The organism is Psychrobacter sp. UBA3068 (assembly GCF_002366815.1).
In the GTDB taxonomy this organism is placed as follows: domain Bacteria; phylum Pseudomonadota; class Gammaproteobacteria; order Pseudomonadales; family Moraxellaceae; genus Psychrobacter; species Psychrobacter namhaensis.
The window spans coordinates 42,788-60,311 of sequence record NZ_DFBY01000042.1; the positions used below are offsets into that span (position 1 = coordinate 42,788).

Genomic DNA, 17,524 nt, shown 5'->3' on the forward strand with positions numbered 1-17,524 from the left:
GTTATGTTCTACTTATAAGACCTTTTAAATTTGTTTATTTCGCCATTCATCGCTGCATTACTCATAACAAAAATCTAATCACAATCGTAAGCGTGTTATAAAAAACAACGAGATAATGGTTTAGTAATGCTAGGGTTAATGACATCAGTCTTAAAACCAACAGCTGGGAAGAATACTATGAGTGACACAACAGAGAATCATCCATTTACCACAGCGGCCATTCAAATGAATAGCCAGCAAGATATAGAGAAAAACTTAACGGATATACAAGCCGCCATTATCGAGGCCCATAAGCAAGGCGCGAAGCTTGTGGTCTTACCTGAAAACTGCTGTAGCATGGGGCAACAATTTGCCACCGCTGAGCGCTTTGATGAGCTGTCAGCGACGCTCGCAAACTATGCAAACACGTACAATATTTACGTGCTGGTAGGTTCACTACCTTGCGCCTATCGCCCTGATGGTATGATCGTTCCTAATGGTAGGTTACGACAAGTCAGTCAGCTGTTTGCGCCTGATGGCTCGCGGGTGGCGCGCTATGACAAAATTCATTTGTTTACCGCGACGGTTGCGGACAAACAAGGCAGCTATAATGAAGCGGCAACTTTTGAGCCGGGCACACAAACCGTGATGGCTCCGATTGAAGTCAATGATGCGGTTTATCAATTAGGTATGATGGTGTGCTTTGATCTGCGTTTTCCAGCATTGGCACAACGACTGCGTCAAGCAGGGGCTGATCTATTGAGTGCGCCGTCAGCCTTTACCTATCTGACCGGTCAAGCCCACTGGTCGCTCTTACTGCGTGCGCGTGCTTTAGACAGTCAATGTATGGTGATTGGCGCGGCACAAGGCGGCGACCATGTCTACAAAGACGGTAACATCCGTCAGACATGGGGACACACAGCGATTACCGCTTATGATGGAACGATGATCAACAGTTATGGTCACAGCGAGCTGGATAAACCCACAGGGGCAAAAGCAGACAAGAATTATGCCTTAGTCATGGCGTCATTAGACAAACAGGCACAAGAGCAAGGCCGCCAAAAACTGCCAATCTTTGATTGTCATCGTTTGGCTTAAAATAACTTAGATAATTAGCAGCCTAAATGGTTAGTAGCTTAGATCACTAGGACAATTACTAACTTAGCTGATTGGTAACGTGGCTGAGTAACGCTTAAAGAGCGTCACTATCACTATGGGCGTGAGTCGCGCGTGGATGGGCGCGGTCATAGACCTGTGTCAATTTAGCAAAATCTACGTGGGTATAAATCTGTGTGGTACTGATATCACTATGCCCAAGCATTTCTTGGACGGCACGTAAATCACCACTGCCCGACAGCATGTGAGACGCAAAACAGTGACGCAACAAATGTGGATACATGTTTTGAGCGATGCCAGCACGGGTAGCGGCAACCTTTAAGCGTTGCTGTACGGCTCGCGTGGATAGCCGTGTGCCGAGTTTTTCACTGATAAACAATGCGCTGTCCATCTGCTCCACCCAGAGGTTCCGATGCGGTAGATAGCGCGTAATCGCCTCTGCTGCCTTCGCGCCCAAGGGTATCAAGCGCGTCTTGTTGCCTTTACCAGTCACTCGTACACGCAAAACGGACAAATCTACATCTGCCATATCTAATGCTACCAGCTCGCCCACGCGCAAACCACTACTATAGAGCAACTCAAACATGGCCTTATCACGCAACCACAAGCGAGCTTGCTCTGGGGTGTCAGGAACCTCTTGATCCAGCAGTTGCGTCAACAAATCTACATCGGCAATAGACGGTAGTGGCCTAGGACTACGTTTTAACTGATAGCCGGTGGTTGGATTGATACGTGCTAGGTTTTCTTCAATCAACCATCCATAAAAGTGACGGATAGCCGACAGCTCTTGCTGAACACTGGCGAGCGCCAACTTATCTTCATCTAAGCGCTGGCTGATGTGCTGGGCCAGCTGACGTTTGTCACAGCGCGTCCATGTCAAACGTTTGCCGCGCAAAAACAGCGCCAACTGATTCAGCCCAGAAAAATAAGCCTTTAGCGTGTGTTCTGAGTGATTACGCACTGATAATGTGTTTAGCCAACGATGGACAGGCGATAGTAGTTCACGCAAGGCAGCATCTGCCTCCACAGTGGCTGCCAGCTCAGCTGATAGCCATGATTCCGTCATTGTAGACTGGCTATTTTTACGCGAGATCACCATAAGACCTATCCTGTTATTGGTCTAACAGCACACGTGCACCGTTTACACTATTGCGCCAGACTTTAGCCTTCTGCATTGGGCTTCATACCTGCTTGCGCCATCAGACCGTCGGGGCTAAATACGCCTTCATAGACAAAGGCAGTTGGACCAGTCATCATGACCGAATACCCCGGCTGCCATTTGATAATCATGCTGCCGCCATATAGCTGTGCGCGTATTTCTTCACCTTCATCCAGCCAGCCTTCCCGTATACCGACAGCCACCGCTGCACAAGCGCCTGTGCCACAGGCTTGCGTCTCTCCCACACCGCGCTCATAAACCCGCAGGCGAATATGACGCTGATTCATCACTTGCATAAAACCGACATTCACACGATCTGGAAAAGCAGGATGTGATTCGATGGCTTTGCCCAAGGTTTCGACTTCTGCATCAAGCACATCATCGACTTTGATCACGGCATGCGGGTTGCCCATGTTAGCCACATACAGTTGCACGGGCGTACCATTGACATCTAAATGATAGGCGTTTTGAATCTTAGTCGTGGCTCTGGGCGTAAACGGAATCTCATCCGGCTCAAACTTGGGCTTGCCCATATCGACCTCGACCCAACCATAACGGTCTGTGGTCAATGAAATGATGCCGCTGGCAGTTTCCACCCGCAGACGCTGCTTAAATGACAACTTACGTGCTTGCACAAAACGGGCGAAACAGCGTGCGCCATTGCCGCACTGCTCAACTTCTGTGCCATCGGTATTAAAAATGCGATAGCTAAAATCAACATCAGGACGCATCGGCGGCTCAACAACGAGCAGTTGATCAAAACCAATGCCTAAGTGACGATCGCCCAATAACTGCACCAAATCCTTGGTCAAATCTAAGCGCTGGGTCACCAAATCGATGACCATAAAATCATTGCCCAGACCATGCATCTTAGTAAATTCTATTAGCATACCCTTGATATCCTATCCTATTTTTATGTATGTCTTATATTAGCACGCTGTCAGTTACAATCATAACTATCACTGCTATCAAATACCAAGTGATGTTGACAGCTCAATCTCACTCTATACAATCAGAGTCTGGCACAAAAAAACCCACTGTTATCATCACAGTGGGTTCTCTTTAAGGGTCAAATAAAGAAGTGGTTTTGGCGATGTTACTTGTCTTGCCACAATATTTCATCGACATATAACGCTTCAATTGTTTCGCGCTTACGAATCAATTGATGACGATCACCATCCACCATGACTTCGCAGGCACGCGGACGCGAATTGTAATTGCTGCTCATGGTAAACCCATAAGCACCAGCGCCTGTAACTGCCAAAATATCATCGGTGGCTAAGGATAACAGACGATCCTTGGCCAAAAAATCACCCGTTTCACAAATCGCCCCAACGATATCCCACGCCTGCGTACCCTCAGTATCCAAGCCATTTTTTGGTAGCGTTTCAGGAATCACAGCCATGTCGGCTTGATATAGCGCAGGACGAATCAGATCGTTCATGGCCGCATCGACAATGGCAAAGTTCTTGTGGGGAGTGGGTTTTAGCACATCGACTTGAGTCAATAAGATACCAGCATTGGCCACAATACTGCGACCCGGCTCAAAGAACACCGTCAAGCCAAGCGCGCTAAGCTTCGGTAATAAAGCAGTCGCAAACTCATCGATAGACACCGGCGTCTCATCGATATAACGCACGCCCAAACCGCCGCCTAAATCGATGTGACGCAGCTCAATACCTTGCTCGCGTAGGCTATGGACCAGCTCAATGACTTTATCCAATGCCGCGACGAAGGGTTCGACCTCAGTCAACTGCGAGCCAATATGACAGTCAATCCCAACGACATCGATGTGAGATAAATCCGCTGCTTGCTGATAGACCGCCAGCGCCTCTTCATGGGTAATACCAAACTTATTGTCTTTTAGACCCGTTGAGATATACGGATGAGTCTTAGCATCGACGTTTGGATTGACGCGTAATGAGATTGGCGCAGATTTATCAAGCGTCTTTGCTACCTCGTTGATTAACGCCAACTCACTTATTGACTCGACATTAAAGCAGCCGATCCCTTGAGCAAGTGCAAACTCGATGTCGCTATACGTCTTACCAACTCCCGAAAACACCACACGTGATGCCGCGCCGCCTGCCGCCAACACGCGCATCAGCTCACCACGTGAGACGATATCAAATCCAGCGCCCGCTTGTGCTAATACACCCAGTACAGCCAAATTGGAATTGGCCTTTACCGCATAACATATCTGGTGTTTTAGACTGGCAAAGCTATCGGTGTACGCTTGATAAACCTCTAATATCGCCTGTTTTGAGTACACATAGCATGGCGTATCGTAGTGCTTAACCAGCTCTTTAACACTGACCTGCTCCATATACAACGCCTCATCACGATAATGCAATGCGGGCAAGCAAGCAGTTAAGGCTTTAGGATCGATGTATAATCCTTGTTCGGTCTGGGTGGTGACGGACTCGCCAGCTTGTGGCTCAGAATGACTCATATGAACATCTCTAATGTAATCAGGGTAGCAAGGTTGGAAATCATGTTTTAAAAAAGCAGCAATGCGCTTTAAAAGTAAATGTTTACTCAGTATCAGTAATCGTTGGGATCACTGCTGGGTTCTGGTAACACAAAATCGGACGATTTTTGGCCATCAGTTATGGGTTGATAGTTATCATCATCGATACCAGCAAAAGCGGCGTCTTGTGGATGGCTGGTACTTTCCAGTACAGCTGAACTCTGAATGGTTTGGTTACTAGCATCTGTCAAATATAGATCGCCTTTTTGTCCGCAGCCTGACAAGCTTAGCATCAAAACACTACCCATAAGAACAGTAGAAAGAGCACGGCGACTAATATGAACGGCGTTGGCGTGCTTAGTTTTTAAAGTGCGGCGTATGGTAAGCATAAAATAGATAACCTGTAAGCTTGCAACGGTGTAAGTATAGTAATAAGTACAGTAAAAGAAAGGCAATACGTAAAAACGGCAGATGCGGCTGTTTTGAATCATAACATTATTACATAAAGCTGTGCGCATACTGGAGACGTCTGCCTAATAAATTTAGTAATTATTCAGGTTTACTATTTAAACCGATATAGGACTGCTGGGATGAATTTAGCGCCGCATCTGTCGGCGTAGGCACAGCACGCAAGGTAAATTTATACCCAGGGTACAGCGATGGCGATATTAATGTGTCAATTTCATTTTGCACTCCCCCTATTATTTTGAATTAACCACAGGTGTAGTTGTACACCGTAACCCGCGTGCAAAACGCATTAAGGTTATTTAGAAAAATTTTCTTACAATTTTTATTGGTTCTACTTTTTTGCTGTAGCGCCCGACAAACACTAGCCACAGTCGGTGTACAGTTGTATTCGACAACCCCCCTTCTCTTGCGTTAACCCTTATAGTTATCGTGGTATAGCCACAAAAATATGTTACATTATGCTCTACCTTGAGGCGGTAGTAAGGCGCTAGCATGCGACTTACAAGCACTTATCAGTAGTGCCAACGCAAAAGGGACTGAAATCAGCAATATACTTGCTCACTGTATATCAGCATGGATGTGGCTGATTTTTATGTATTTAACCGGTATTCATCGATGATGAATCACCATTCATAACATATAATCTAAGGATAGAGTATGAGCGCTAGCCCAACCACCACTTTTGATGACCAAAATACTGACACATCAACCCTGACCAATCCTACCTTAGTTCTCAACTGCGGCTCCTCCTCCATCAAATACGCGCTGATTAGCGATGATAACTCTACTCGTATCACTGGTTTGGCCGAAAACCTAGGTCTTGATACTGCTCGTATCAAGCACACCACACTGAATGGTGACAAGCTTGAAATCTCGATCCCAGGTGGCCGTCACAAGTTAGCGCTACAAAAAATCCTTGAGCTATTAGAACAATATCACTTCATCGCGGTTGGTCATCGCGTGGTCCATGGTGGCCGTGAGTACTCTGAAGCTGTCCGTGTCGATGAACATGTACTGGACGAGGTGAAACGCTTAAAAATACTCGCGCCACTACACAACCCTGCCCACGCTTTGGGTATCGAAGCGGTACAGGCGATTTATCCTAACATTCCTCAAGTAGTCGTCTTTGACACAGCCTTTCACCAAACCATGCCGCCAGTTGCTTTTCGCTATCCGCTACCAAAAGCTCTGTATGAAGAGCACAAAATCCGCCGCTACGGCTTTCATGGTACGTCTCATGCCTACGTCTCAGAGCGTGCCAGTGAGATTACAGAGTCTAAAGGCCCGCATGGCTGGCTCACAGCGCATCTGGGTAACGGCTGCTCGGCAACGGCCGTTTATGACGGCAAAAGCTTCGATACCAGTATGGGCCTGACCCCGCTTGAGGGACTCATGATGGGTACGCGTAGTGGTGATGTTGACCCAAGCCTACACATACACCTAAAGCGCCAGCTCGGTATGAGCTTGGAAGAGATCGATGCCATGCTCAATAATGAAAGTGGTCTATTGGGTGTCTCAGGGCTATCTAATGATTTACGTACTGTCGAACAAGCGGCCAATGAAGGCCATCAAGACGCCAAGCTTGCCATCGAGATGTTCTGTTACCGCGTCGGTAAATACCTCGCCAGCTTGAGCTGTGCGCTGCCAGAATTTACTGGTATTGTCTTTACCGGTGGTATCGGTGAAAACTCAGTGACCACGCGTACGAGCATCTTAGAAGTGATGCGTCATTTTGGTATCAAAGTAAATGCGGACAAAAACGCAAGCCTGTTCGGTGGCAGTGAAGGTAGCTTCCACGCCGATGATAGCAGCATCGAGCTATGGGTGGTACCAACGGATGAAGAGTGCCGCATCGCCCAAGAAACTCGTGACGCTTTGGACTTAGTCTAAACACGGCCGTTTTGAGTCGTTGCTTAGATCAGCGCTTCTTAAAAATCAATAAGTAAGAAGCGCGACGTTTTTCTCATTTCAGCAAGGATGACTTGAGCTGTCAGAATATAATAAACCGTAGGATACACTATGCAAACCATTTTACTTGTTCCCATCAGCCGCGGCATTGGTGTCACGTCAGCTGCGCTCGGCCTGATTCGTGCTTTTGACTACAACGGTATAAAAGCGGGCTTTATGAAGCCATTTTTGCAAGACGACACTCTGGATAAGCAGCGCAGCTTAGACAGCTCAAGTGCCTTAACCATGCACGCTTTTGGTTTAAACCCGCCCGAATCCATCAGTCGTCAGCGCGTTGAGCGCATGATTGGTGATGGCAATCTTGATGACTTGATGGAAGAAGTGGTCGTCAATTATCACACGATTGGTGACGGTCATGATGTGGTCATCTGCGAAGGTCTGGTACCAACCACCGAAACCTCGTATGCCTCACAGATCAACCGTGCCATTGCCCATGCGCTAGACGCCAAAATCATCTTTGTCAGCACGGCTGACACCAGCAAGCCTGCCTATCTGGCTGACAAGCTCGATGTCCACGCTCGCGAGTTTGGCGGTATCGCCAATGCTCGTACGCTAGGCGTGATTTTGATGCGGGTGCACGATGTCCCAAATACCTTTGAGACCCAGCCGGTTGCTCCTGGTGAGGCCATCGTGAGCTTGGACGACACCTTCATGCAGGAAGTCCAACGCTTGTCTCCTCACTTTGATACTGAAGCATTTCGCTTAATCGGTGTGGTGCCTTTTAGTGACTCACTGTCTGTGCCTCGCACTTGGGATATTGCCACTGAGCTTGATGCCAAATGGCTCAATGTGGGTGACGCAAAAACGCGTCGCATCAATCGTATTAGCCTAACGGCACGCTCCGTGAACCGCGTGGATGAAGTGTTCAAACGTGGCACCCTAATCGTCGTTCCTGGTGATCGTGATGATTTATTACTGGCCGCTGGGTTGGCATGCATTAACGGCATCCCGCTGGCAGGTTTGGTGTTGACAGGCGGCGTCGAGCCAAGTGCGACGGTTGCTGAGCTATGGCAATCAGCGCTCAAAACGGGCATTCCTGTGATGAGTGTCGAAAGCGACAGTTATGAGACGGTACAGAGTCTGATGCACATGAGCTCTGAGATTCCAAGTGATGATACAGAACGCGCTGAAGAAGTGGCCCGTTACGTAGCGGCGCATTTAAACTTAAGCTGGATTAAAGACTACTTCAGCCGCGATTATAAGCCGCGTCTGTCTCCTTCTGCCTTCCGTCATCAATTAGTCAAAAAAGCGCAGCATGCCAAAAAACGCATCGTACTACCAGAAGGCTCTGAACCTCGTACGGTCGAAGCAGCTTGTATCTGTCAAAGCCGCGGCATCGCCAACTGTGTTCTACTTGCGAAGCGTAGCGACGTCGAGCAAGTGGCGAAAAACCGTGACTTAACGCTACCAGAGGGCCTAGAGATCATCGATCCTGATAGTCTCGATATAAGCAAATATGTCACTGCTGTCGTAGAGCGCCGTAAAGGTAAAACCTCTGAAGATGTCGCTGCTGAATACCTCAAAGATACCGTGTATTTGGGCACCACCATGCTACAGATGGACGAAGTCGATGGCTTGGTCTCAGGCGCGATTCACACCACTGCCAACACCGTCCGTCCAGCGTTTCAGTTGATTAAAACCGCTCCGCAGTACTCACTCGTGTCATCCGTTTTCTTTATGCTATTGCCTGAGCAAGTGGTCGTCTATGGTGACTGTGCCATCAATCCGGACCCGAATGCTGAAGAGTTGGCTGAGATTGCTATTCAATCAGCCCAGTCTGCTGCCGCCTTTGGTATCGATCCAAAAGTTGCGATGATTAGCTACTCTACTGGCTCATCAGGGGCAGGCGCCGATGTCGAAAAAGTCACTCGTGCCACCCAAATCGTACGCGAGCGTGCGCCAGATCTAAAAGTCGATGGACCACTACAGTATGATGCAGCCTCAGTCATGAGCGTGGGTAAACAAAAAGCCCCTGACTCGCCTGTTGCTGGTCAAGCCAACGTCTTTATTTTCCCAGATCTCAATACCGGTAATACCACTTATAAAGCGGTACAACGTAGTGCCAACGTCATCAGTGTTGGCCCGATGTTGCAAGGTTTGAATAAGCCCGTCAATGACTTATCACGCGGAGCTTTGGTCGATGATATTGTTTACACCATCGCCCTAACCGCCATCCAAGCCTATAGCGACCAGATTTAATTGCATTAGAATTTATGCGTCACCGTACTGCATATCACCGACTATCGTCATGATGGTCGGTTTTTTATTATAGGTTTCTGACGATTTTTGCGCGCTTTTAATGACAGGTACCCACGCACCCTCTACAATAACGCTCTTCTCTCACGCTTTTTTGCTCATTTATTTATGCCAAATGCTGCCCATAACCGTCATGATAAAAGTCCTGCGCCCGCCATTCGTGCCTATTTGGGCGGATCATTTGACCCTGTGCACGAGGGGCATTTACAAATGGCAATGGCCGTCTATCAACGTTTGTTGCCCATAGCTAGGCTGCAACAGCGCGACCTGCACGTGTCATTATTACCAAACTCCCGCTCCCCTTTTAAGCAAAAAAGCACCGACCCCGCCCATCGTCTGGCCATGTTAAAGCTTGCGACACTCAACACACCGCTACAGATTAATGAGCTTGAGCTGCGGCAGACGCCGCCTGTCTATACCATCGACAGCGTACGCACGCTAAGAGAACGCTATCCAAATGACAGCTTGATATTTATCATTGGTATGGACAGCGCGCTGAGTTTAGGTCAATGGAAAGAGGGGCTTAGGCTGACTGATTATGTCAATCTCTGGATTTTTAGTCGTCCTAACGTCAATAGCCCGTCTGATATGGATAACACCCTTTTTGCGACTAAAAAAAGTAACACGTCTCAAGATACCCTTGCCATTCAAGCCAAACTACCCATACAGTTGCAACCTCTCGTCATAGATTCACCGACTGATTTGATAACGCCTTCGTCAGACATGCTTAAAGCCAGTAGCCCCTTGAAAAATGCTCACCAAGGCCGCATTTACATAGATACGCGCCCGATCAAAGCAGTATCGAGTACCCAAATACGCCAGCAGCTACAGTCGTCAAAAGAGCGACCCGATATCACTCATTCAGCCGACAGGCAAATGACATCTGTACCGCCAACAAATGATATCATGCGCCCTAATAAATCCAATCCATTGGCTAAATGGCTAAATCCTGCTGTTTATCACTATATTATCGCCCATCAGCTATATTCTGCTGCCCAATTCCGTTAAAATCACCTTATCTTTGTCATTTTGCCCATTTTGTCTTTATACATGACTGACGACACCTGAGCAGTTGGACAATCCAAATTAACGATTTACCCTTTTATTTTAAATATTGACGATTCAAGAGATGAAAATTTATGACCAACACCATGACTGAAGAACGCTTAACCGTGTGCTTAAACCTTGTACAAAGCGCGCTAACTGATATGAAAGCGAAGAACATCACCGTATTAAATGTAGAAGACTTGACTGACGTCACCGAACGTATCGTCATCGCTGATGGTACCTCAAAGCGCCATGTACGCGCGATGGCTGATAGTGTCGGCGCAGAAGCAAAGCAAGGCGGCTTTATGCCACTTGGCCGTGAAGGCGGCATCGACTCTGATTGGACATTGATTGATTTGGGCGCTGTGGTCGTCCATATGATGACGCCACAAGCGCGCGAGTTCTATGACTTAGAAGGCCTATGGTCATCACCTGAGCAGTTGGCTGAGCTGGTCGCCACCCCGCGCGAAAAGAAAACGGCAGGTCGTCGCAACAAAAACAAATAAGCGTATTGCGTGCAGTGAGCTTATAACACTCACTTATCATACTAAAAAGACCAGATGCTGATTCTGGTCTTTTTTTTGACTGTCTATAAGTATCCCCATTTGTATACTCAATATAAATGGGCTGAAAGCGACCTATGATTGCGATAAGATAATGGCAATCATCAAATCGTATTTGCTAAAAAATGAGCAGCCATTAGGAAACGTAATGCACACCAAATCAGCCGATACCAGCGTACAAATCCAGACGGACTTTAACCAAACCCTACCCCTGCATATTGCCAACCTCACCTGTGTGCGTGCTGGCAAAGCCATGCCATTCACCCGTGAGCAAATGAGTGCCATCGATAAAATGCCAATCAAAGCACCCGTCGCCGTCAACTTTATGGGTCTGACCACCGATGAGCAAGCGGATCGTAAGCATCATGGTGGCCCCTTAAAAGCGGTGCATCAATTACCAATCGCGACGTACGAGCAGATTAATGCAGAGTTTGGTTTAAAAGTGCGCATCGGTACACTGGGCGAGAACCTCACCACCGAAGCGGTCAATGGTTTACCAGAGATGGATGAGACGACGGTCTGTATTGGCGATGTCTATCAGTATGGGCAATTGCGTGAAGACAAAATAAGCGGTGAGGATGGCGTACAACTTCGTATCGTCCAACCGCGCCGTCCGTGTTATAAGATCAATGACCAAATCGGCCAATTCACCAAAGTGCCAAATATTGCCGCATGGGTGAGTAAGCAAGGCATTGCTGGTTGGTACTTTCAGGTCGTACGTGATGGCCTGATTCATGCAGATTTGCCCGTTTATTTGGTTAAGCGCCCTTACCCGTTTGCCACGCTTAAGACACTATGGCAACTGGCCAATAGTAAAGAAAAATTCGATGCTGATGTCATTGAGCCGTGGCTCGCGATTGAGTGTTTAGAAGACAGTTGGAAAAAAGTGTTGGCTAAGAAGACTCGGCAAGGTTGAACACAAGTCTTAAAACATTAGACATCATCTAATCGCAATACACACGTAAAATAAAGATGCGTATCCCCCACCTTTATTCATGCAGAGCATTTCATGGCAAAAAATACTGTATCGACGGCATTGGCTTGCGGGCTAACCCTCTCCTTGGTTGGTTGCGTGACAACGCCCCCGCCAGTTGCAACGACCAAAAACTACAGCGTCGATAGTAAAACGTATCAAGCGACTGGCAAAAGTGAGCGTATCAAAACCATCGTCCTGCACTATACGGTCTCAGACAATGAGCGCTCAATCAAAACCTTGACCACGGGCAATGTGAGTGCGCACTATCTGATATTGGACAAAGACGATGATAAAATCTATAACCTCGTGCCAGAGTCCGAGCGCGCTTGGCACGCAGGCGATGGCGGATTCTCAGGCAGAACCATATTAAACGATACCTCTATCGGCATCGAGATCGTAAATAGCGGTATCAAGCCTGAATATCGAGATGCACTCAAAAACGGCACGCTCGATTATCGTCCTTATCATCATTATGTTGAATTTAATGAGTTGCAGATTAAAAAAGTCGCACAATTGGTGCAAGATATCGCCGCGCGCTATGACATCTCACCCAAAAACATCATTGGTCATGCGGACATGGCACCCTCGCGCAAGATCGACCCCGGTGCCAAGTTCCCTTGGGAGCGACTGTACGTCGATTATGGCATCGGCGCTTGGTATGATGAATTTGATAAGCAATTCTTGCTAAATCAAGAAGCGTTTGAATCGGCAACGATACCTGAGATCAAGCAAGCGTTTCGCCAATACGGCTATCAAATCAACGACACTGATACGTGGGATGAAGCCAGCCGTGATGTCATTTATGCGTTTCAGTTGCACTTTCGCCCGCAGCAGCCAACAGGTAACATGGATAGCGAGACCTACGCGATTTTGCAGGCGCTAAATCAGAAGTATGCTGGCAAGGATGATTTTTATTAAACGTTACAAAACAGCAGGAGATATACCATGAGTCACTCTCAAAACGATGAGCAAGACGATCTGCAAAAATACCTAGAAGAAAAAACCAAACAAGCGCAAGAACAGCAAGAGGAGAAAGAGTCGCAACCACTCTCAGCGTATGACGCTTGTGTCTTAAAGGAGAGCGCTAAAATTCATGAGTTGATGGCTCAGGCGCAAGGCAAGACTCCTGATAGCTCGATAGATGAATAGATATCTACCCGTCAGTACTTTCTATAGTCAACGCTGAATGAAACAGATGCATTATATAAATGCACTAGACTGGTATAAGTTTTACTTGCTTGCTGTGCCTACGCCGACAGAGGCTGCGAAAAATTTATACCAGTCTATCTGTATCCCTTTTATAGCGACCTAACTATATCATTGCCATGGTGATTGGCGTCCCTTTTTATCTTGTGTTCGATGCTTTAGTTGATAAGGCGTTGCTTGGGCTACTTATTGCGTTGGGCTAATGATAAAATTGCCGCTTACGGAGTTATAGATTACCGGATGATAGATAGTATCACTGCTCGCACCGTCTCGTTGGTTTTACTGAAAACTAGAGTGATGCGTGGCTTTGATCGTTTGGTGCTATCAGCAGGCCTACTATCTGCATTACTAATATTTGCATGACGTATGCAAACTCCAATAATATTAAAAAAGGAAAATTTATGTATCAAGCTTTTCAAAAACATCTACAACAAGAAATCAGCGATATACGCGCGGCAGGACTGTATAAAAACGAGCGCGTTATCACCTCTCCGCAAGATGCGCTAATCAAGATCGCGGATGGCCGTGAGATGCTTAACTTCTGTGCCAATAATTACCTTGGATTGTCTGACCACCCTGAGATTAAACAAGCGGCGATCAAAGCCATTGAAGACTCAGGTTATGGCATGTCATCGGTACGTTTTATTTGTGGTACGCAAGATTTGCATAAGCAATTAGAGGCGTCGATTTCTCAATTTTTTAATACCGAAGATACGATTCTTTATGCAGCCTGTTTCGATGCCAATGGCGGTGCCTTTGAGCCACTCTTGACCTCTGATGATGCCATTATTTCTGATTCGTTAAATCATGCCTCAATCATCGATGGTGTGCGCCTGTGTAAAGCCGCGCGTTATCGCTATGCCAATGCGGATATGCAAGATTTAGAGACGCAATTGCAAGCGGCGCAAGCACAGCGTTTTCGTTTGATTGTCACCGATGGTGTGTTTTCAATGGATGGCAATGTGGCGCCGATGGATGAGATTTATGCGCTCGCACAAAAATACGATGCCATGGTGATGATTGACGAGTCGCATTCAGCAGGCGTCGTCGGTCACACCGGTGGTGGCGTGACTGAACTGTTTGATTTACGCGGTGATATTGAGCTGATCACGGGTACGTTGGGCAAGGCATTTGGCGGTGCAATTGGCGGCTTTACGACGGGTAAAAAAGAGATCATTGAGATGCTGCGTCAACGCTCACGTCCGTATCTGTTTTCAAACTCCATTCCTCCTATGGTGGCTGCCGCTGGGGTAAAAGCGTTTGAAATGCTGTCGCAAGACAATACCCTACAAGACAAACTGCATGAAAACACTGCCTATTTTGTCAAGCAAATGCAAGACGCGGGTTTCGATATCAAGCCCACCGAATCGGCCATTTGTGCGGTGATGCTGTATGACGCCAATGTCTCACAACAAATGGCAGATGCACTGCTTGAAGAGGGCATTTATGTGATTGGCTTCTTCTACCCTGTCGTACCCAAAAACGAGGCTCGCATTCGTGTCCAGCTCTCTGCTGCCCATACGCGCGAGCAGCTAGACCAATGTATCGCCGCCTTTATCAAAGTCGCCAAGCAAATGAAAGTGATTGATTAAGCGTCGTTCGATATTTATCTAAATTCAACAATGAAATGCAACGCAGTTAAATAAGAGAGAACTATGAAAGCACTGGTTAAAGCCCATGCAAAAAAAGGTATCTGGATGCAAGACATGCCAGAACCGACCGTTGGTATTAATGACGTAAAAATTAAAATTAAAAAAACCGCCATTTGCGGGACAGATTTGCACATTTATAAATGGGATGAGTGGTCACAAAACACCATTAAGACACCTATGATTATCGGACATGAATACGTCGGTGTCATTAGCGAGATGGGCGATGGCGTCAAGCATCTTGAAGTGGGTGACCGAGTCACAGGCGAAGGTCATATCGCTTGTGGCCATTGCCGTAACTGCCGCCGCGGTAAGCTACATGTGTGCGAAAACACCATCGGCGTGGGCGTTGATCGCGATGGCGCGTTTGCCGAATATTTGGTGATACCTGCCGATAATGTCATCAAACTCGATGAGCGTATCAGCGATGAGATGGCTGCCATTATGGACCCCTTTGGCAACGCCACGCATACTGCCCTTTCATTCCCTGTACTGGGTGAAGATGTGCTGATTACGGGTGCCGGGCTGATCGGTTCAATGGCAACGGCGATTTGCCGCTTTGCAGGGGCACGTAATATTGTGGTCAGCGATATCAGCGACTATCGCCTCGAGCTTGCCAAAAAAATGGGTGCAACGATGACCATCAACCCAGCCAAGGGTGAAACCATCGAAGGCGCTATCGATGAATTAAAAATGCACGGCTTTGATGTTGGGCTTGAGATGTCAGGCTCGCCTCAGGCCTTTGATTCGATGATTAGTAACATGTATAACGGCTCTAAAATTGCGCTCTTGGGTATTTTACCTAATACCACCACGGTGGATTGGAGCAAGATTATCTTTAAGGCGTTAACCCTAAAGGGTATTTATGGGCGTGAGATGTGGGAGACGTGGTATCAGATGGAGCAAATGCTGATTAGCGGTATTGATCTGTCGCCAATCATTACCCATCGCATGCACATCGATGACTTCCAAGAGGGCTTTGATATCATGGAAAGTGGACAATGCGGTAAGGTAATTTTAAGCTGGGATTAATTTGGTGATTTAGCATTTGAGGAGTCGTGATTAGGGTTTAAATTGTCACGACTGATAAAACGGCACTGATTTTAGTGCCGTTTTTTTTGGGTATTAAAAGGTGATGAGATTTACAAGGTAATTTCAGAGGCTCAGAAGCGTTCAAAATATAAATAGTTGAATGAAAAGATTTTCATCCACTAATCATGCGTTTACGGTAGAATCAACCTATGTTTATAAGTGATATAAAACTCAAACGTCATATGTAGAAATTAAAAGGGACTTACGATGAGTGCAGGATTAATCAAGCATTTAAAAAGAAAAACCGAAGAAGATAGCAATACCAGAATCTTGATGTCGCAATGGGAGTTTGATGAAAAGCTCGTCGGTAAGTCGCTTGAAAATGTGGGGAGTTATTATCCGCACTTTAGTAGCCACAACGAATCGCACTCGCAGCAAATCCTCGTCAATGTCGAACGTCTACTTGGTAGCAATATTGAAAAGCTAACAGCAACAGATACATGGTTAATTCTAGAAGCGGCTTACTGGCATGATATCGGTATGTTGTTTAATGCTGATGAAGTTCAAGATGTAATTAAAAATGAGCATTTTAAAGACTACGTTGAAGATCTTGCTAATAACAATGTTCAAGACTTACATGAGTTTGCCAAAGTGTGGCATAACGACGGTTGGGAAGCTGCTCTTGTTCATTATGATAACCCATATAAAGGCGTTGAAAAATATCGTCAGATGGTTGCCGAATGGTATCGGCGTGACCACCCCGCCAACTCCGAAAGAGTCGTTTTAAAACCATTTGAAAAGCTAAATATTAGCTCTCCACGTACCGAGTTACTCCCAAACCGTATTTATCGGTATCTCGCTCAAATCTGTTTATCTCATGGTAAAAGTTTTAACTACGTCATGCAGGACTTACCTTTTCGCCAAACAGGTATGGGTACAGAAGATTGTCATCCTCGTTTCGTCGCTTGCTTACTCCGCTTAGGTGACTTGTTTGATATCGATGACAACCGCTTTTGCCCTGTTATGGCAAGACAAGTTGGTAATATGCCGTCTTTTAGCGAAACGCATAAACATAAGCATCAAGCTATTCGAGAATTTCAGCTAGATAATGAAACGGTAAGCGTAACGGCTATTTGTAGTACTGAGATGGCATATATTGAATGTCGCAACTGGTTTGATTGGATTAAAGAAGAGATTCAAAATCAGATGTCACAATGGAAAAATATCGTCCCTAGTCGTGACTTCGGATTACTTCCAACTATTAATAAACTTGATGTTGAGATGACTGATAAAAAAATTCTACTCAATGACAAACCAATGAAGTTTTCGTTAGATGAGCGTAGTGCGATTGAGTTATTACAAGGAAACAATCTATACGAAAACGATATGAGTATCTATCGAGAACTCATTCAAAATGCGATTGATGCAACGATGGTACGAGTATGGTTAGAACATGAACCAGAGAAATCTCAGGAACCCTTACCGCTTAACGCTAATCCATACGATGAAAACACTCGTAAAATATTTGAAAAATATCCTATTGAGCTAGACTGTAGGAAGATAGCCGATAACGATAATTCAACACTATGGGAATTTAGCATTGAAGATCATGGTATAGTCAGTCCAAAATAGAAA

At 46.3% G+C, this 17,524-nt stretch carries 15 protein-coding genes; 11 read left to right on the forward strand and 4 right to left on the reverse strand.

What is annotated here, in order from left to right; genetic code table 11:
- Positions 1–177 precede the first annotated feature (177 nt).
- Positions 178–1,077: a nitrilase-related carbon-nitrogen hydrolase gene (locus B2P60_RS10085; protein ID WP_286741184.1), complete on the forward strand. Its 900-nt coding sequence runs from the start codon at positions 178–180 to the stop codon at positions 1,075–1,077.
- A gap of 94 nt (positions 1,078–1,171) precedes the next feature.
- Here the strand turns inward: B2P60_RS10085 and B2P60_RS10090 are convergent, their stop codons facing one another.
- From B2P60_RS10090 to lptM, 4 genes are all read right to left on the reverse strand, one after another.
- A complete protein-coding gene (locus tag B2P60_RS10090; protein ID WP_286741185.1) occupies positions 1,172–2,194 on the reverse strand; it encodes a tyrosine recombinase XerC in 1,023 nt (340 codons plus the stop codon).
- A 62-nt stretch (positions 2,195–2,256) separates the two neighbouring features.
- Positions 2,257–3,144 carry a diaminopimelate epimerase gene (dapF, locus tag B2P60_RS10095; RefSeq protein ID WP_193006308.1) on the reverse strand — a complete coding sequence of 296 codons (888 nt, stop codon included), beginning with the start codon at positions 3,142–3,144 and terminating at the stop codon, positions 2,257–2,259.
- A 206-nt stretch (positions 3,145–3,350) separates the two neighbouring features.
- A complete protein-coding gene (gene lysA, locus B2P60_RS10100) occupies positions 3,351–4,706 on the reverse strand; it encodes a diaminopimelate decarboxylase (protein ID WP_286741186.1) in 1,356 nt (451 codons plus the stop codon).
- Positions 4,707–4,798: 92 nt separating this feature from the next.
- Entirely contained in the window at positions 4,799–5,113 is a 315-nt protein-coding gene (gene lptM / locus B2P60_RS10105; RefSeq protein ID WP_193006306.1) for an LPS translocon maturation chaperone LptM, read from the reverse strand.
- Positions 5,114–5,849: 736 nt separating this feature from the next.
- On the opposite strand from lptM, the gene B2P60_RS10110 reads away from it, so the two are divergent.
- The 10 genes from B2P60_RS10110 (at position 5,850) to B2P60_RS10155 (ending at position 17,521) form a co-directional block, all read left to right on the forward strand.
- Positions 5,850–7,082 (forward strand): acetate/propionate family kinase, encoded by a 1,233-nt coding sequence (locus B2P60_RS10110; RefSeq protein WP_193006305.1) that lies wholly within the window; start codon positions 5,850–5,852, stop codon positions 7,080–7,082.
- A gap of 129 nt (positions 7,083–7,211) precedes the next feature.
- On the forward strand, positions 7,212–9,359 hold the full coding sequence (pta, locus tag B2P60_RS10115) for a phosphate acetyltransferase (protein WP_286741189.1): 2,148 nt from the start codon (positions 7,212–7,214) through the stop codon (positions 9,357–9,359).
- 165 nt (positions 9,360–9,524) lie between these two features.
- Positions 9,525–10,424: a nicotinate-nicotinamide nucleotide adenylyltransferase gene (locus B2P60_RS10120; protein WP_286741191.1), complete on the forward strand. Its 900-nt coding sequence runs from the start codon at positions 9,525–9,527 to the stop codon at positions 10,422–10,424.
- A gap of 131 nt (positions 10,425–10,555) precedes the next feature.
- On the forward strand, positions 10,556–10,969 hold the full coding sequence (gene rsfS / locus B2P60_RS10125) for a ribosome silencing factor (RefSeq protein WP_193006302.1): 414 nt from the start codon (positions 10,556–10,558) through the stop codon (positions 10,967–10,969).
- A 205-nt stretch (positions 10,970–11,174) separates the two neighbouring features.
- A complete protein-coding gene (locus B2P60_RS10130) occupies positions 11,175–11,942 on the forward strand; it encodes an MOSC domain-containing protein (RefSeq protein WP_286741193.1) in 768 nt (255 codons plus the stop codon).
- A 93-nt stretch (positions 11,943–12,035) separates the two neighbouring features.
- Positions 12,036–12,920 carry an N-acetylmuramoyl-L-alanine amidase gene (locus tag B2P60_RS10135; protein WP_286741195.1) on the forward strand — a complete coding sequence of 295 codons (885 nt, stop codon included), beginning with the start codon at positions 12,036–12,038 and terminating at the stop codon, positions 12,918–12,920.
- 27 nt (positions 12,921–12,947) lie between these two features.
- A complete protein-coding gene (locus B2P60_RS10140) occupies positions 12,948–13,151 on the forward strand; it encodes a hypothetical protein (RefSeq protein WP_286741196.1) in 204 nt (67 codons plus the stop codon).
- Positions 13,152–13,609: 458 nt separating this feature from the next.
- Complete coding sequence (kbl, locus tag B2P60_RS10145) at positions 13,610–14,800, forward strand: glycine C-acetyltransferase (protein WP_286741197.1); 1,191 nt, start codon at positions 13,610–13,612, stop codon at positions 14,798–14,800.
- Positions 14,801–14,863: 63 nt separating this feature from the next.
- The gene (tdh, locus tag B2P60_RS10150; RefSeq protein WP_286741198.1) at positions 14,864–15,889 is read left to right on the forward strand and encodes an L-threonine 3-dehydrogenase; all 1,026 of its coding nucleotides are present in this window, start codon (positions 14,864–14,866) and stop codon (positions 15,887–15,889) included.
- Positions 15,890–16,156: 267 nt separating this feature from the next.
- Entirely contained in the window at positions 16,157–17,521 is a 1,365-nt protein-coding gene (locus B2P60_RS10155; protein ID WP_286741199.1) for an HD domain-containing protein, read from the forward strand.
- Positions 17,522–17,524 lie beyond the last annotated feature (3 nt).

Coding starts and splice junctions, on each gene's coding strand:
- B2P60_RS10085 (WP_286741184.1), top strand. CDS start 178: ATGAGTGACACAACAGAGAATCATCCATTTACCACAGCGGCCATTCAA.
- B2P60_RS10090 (WP_286741185.1), bottom strand. CDS start 2,194: ATGGTGATCTCGCGTAAAAATAGCCAGTCTACAATGACGGAATCATGG.
- dapF (WP_193006308.1), bottom strand. CDS start 3,144: ATGCTAATAGAATTTACTAAGATGCATGGTCTGGGCAATGATTTTATG.
- lysA (WP_286741186.1), bottom strand. CDS start 4,706: ATGAGTCATTCTGAGCCACAAGCTGGCGAGTCCGTCACCACCCAGACC.
- lptM (WP_193006306.1), bottom strand. CDS start 5,113: ATGCTTACCATACGCCGCACTTTAAAAACTAAGCACGCCAACGCCGTT.
- B2P60_RS10110 (WP_193006305.1), top strand. CDS start 5,850: ATGAGCGCTAGCCCAACCACCACTTTTGATGACCAAAATACTGACACA.
- pta (WP_286741189.1), top strand. CDS start 7,212: ATGCAAACCATTTTACTTGTTCCCATCAGCCGCGGCATTGGTGTCACG.
- B2P60_RS10120 (WP_286741191.1), top strand. CDS start 9,525: ATGCCAAATGCTGCCCATAACCGTCATGATAAAAGTCCTGCGCCCGCC.
- rsfS (WP_193006302.1), top strand. CDS start 10,556: ATGACCAACACCATGACTGAAGAACGCTTAACCGTGTGCTTAAACCTT.
- B2P60_RS10130 (WP_286741193.1), top strand. CDS start 11,175: ATGCACACCAAATCAGCCGATACCAGCGTACAAATCCAGACGGACTTT.
- B2P60_RS10135 (WP_286741195.1), top strand. CDS start 12,036: ATGGCAAAAAATACTGTATCGACGGCATTGGCTTGCGGGCTAACCCTC.
- B2P60_RS10140 (WP_286741196.1), top strand. CDS start 12,948: ATGAGTCACTCTCAAAACGATGAGCAAGACGATCTGCAAAAATACCTA.
- kbl (WP_286741197.1), top strand. CDS start 13,610: ATGTATCAAGCTTTTCAAAAACATCTACAACAAGAAATCAGCGATATA.
- tdh (WP_286741198.1), top strand. CDS start 14,864: ATGAAAGCACTGGTTAAAGCCCATGCAAAAAAAGGTATCTGGATGCAA.
- B2P60_RS10155 (WP_286741199.1), top strand. CDS start 16,157: ATGAGTGCAGGATTAATCAAGCATTTAAAAAGAAAAACCGAAGAAGAT.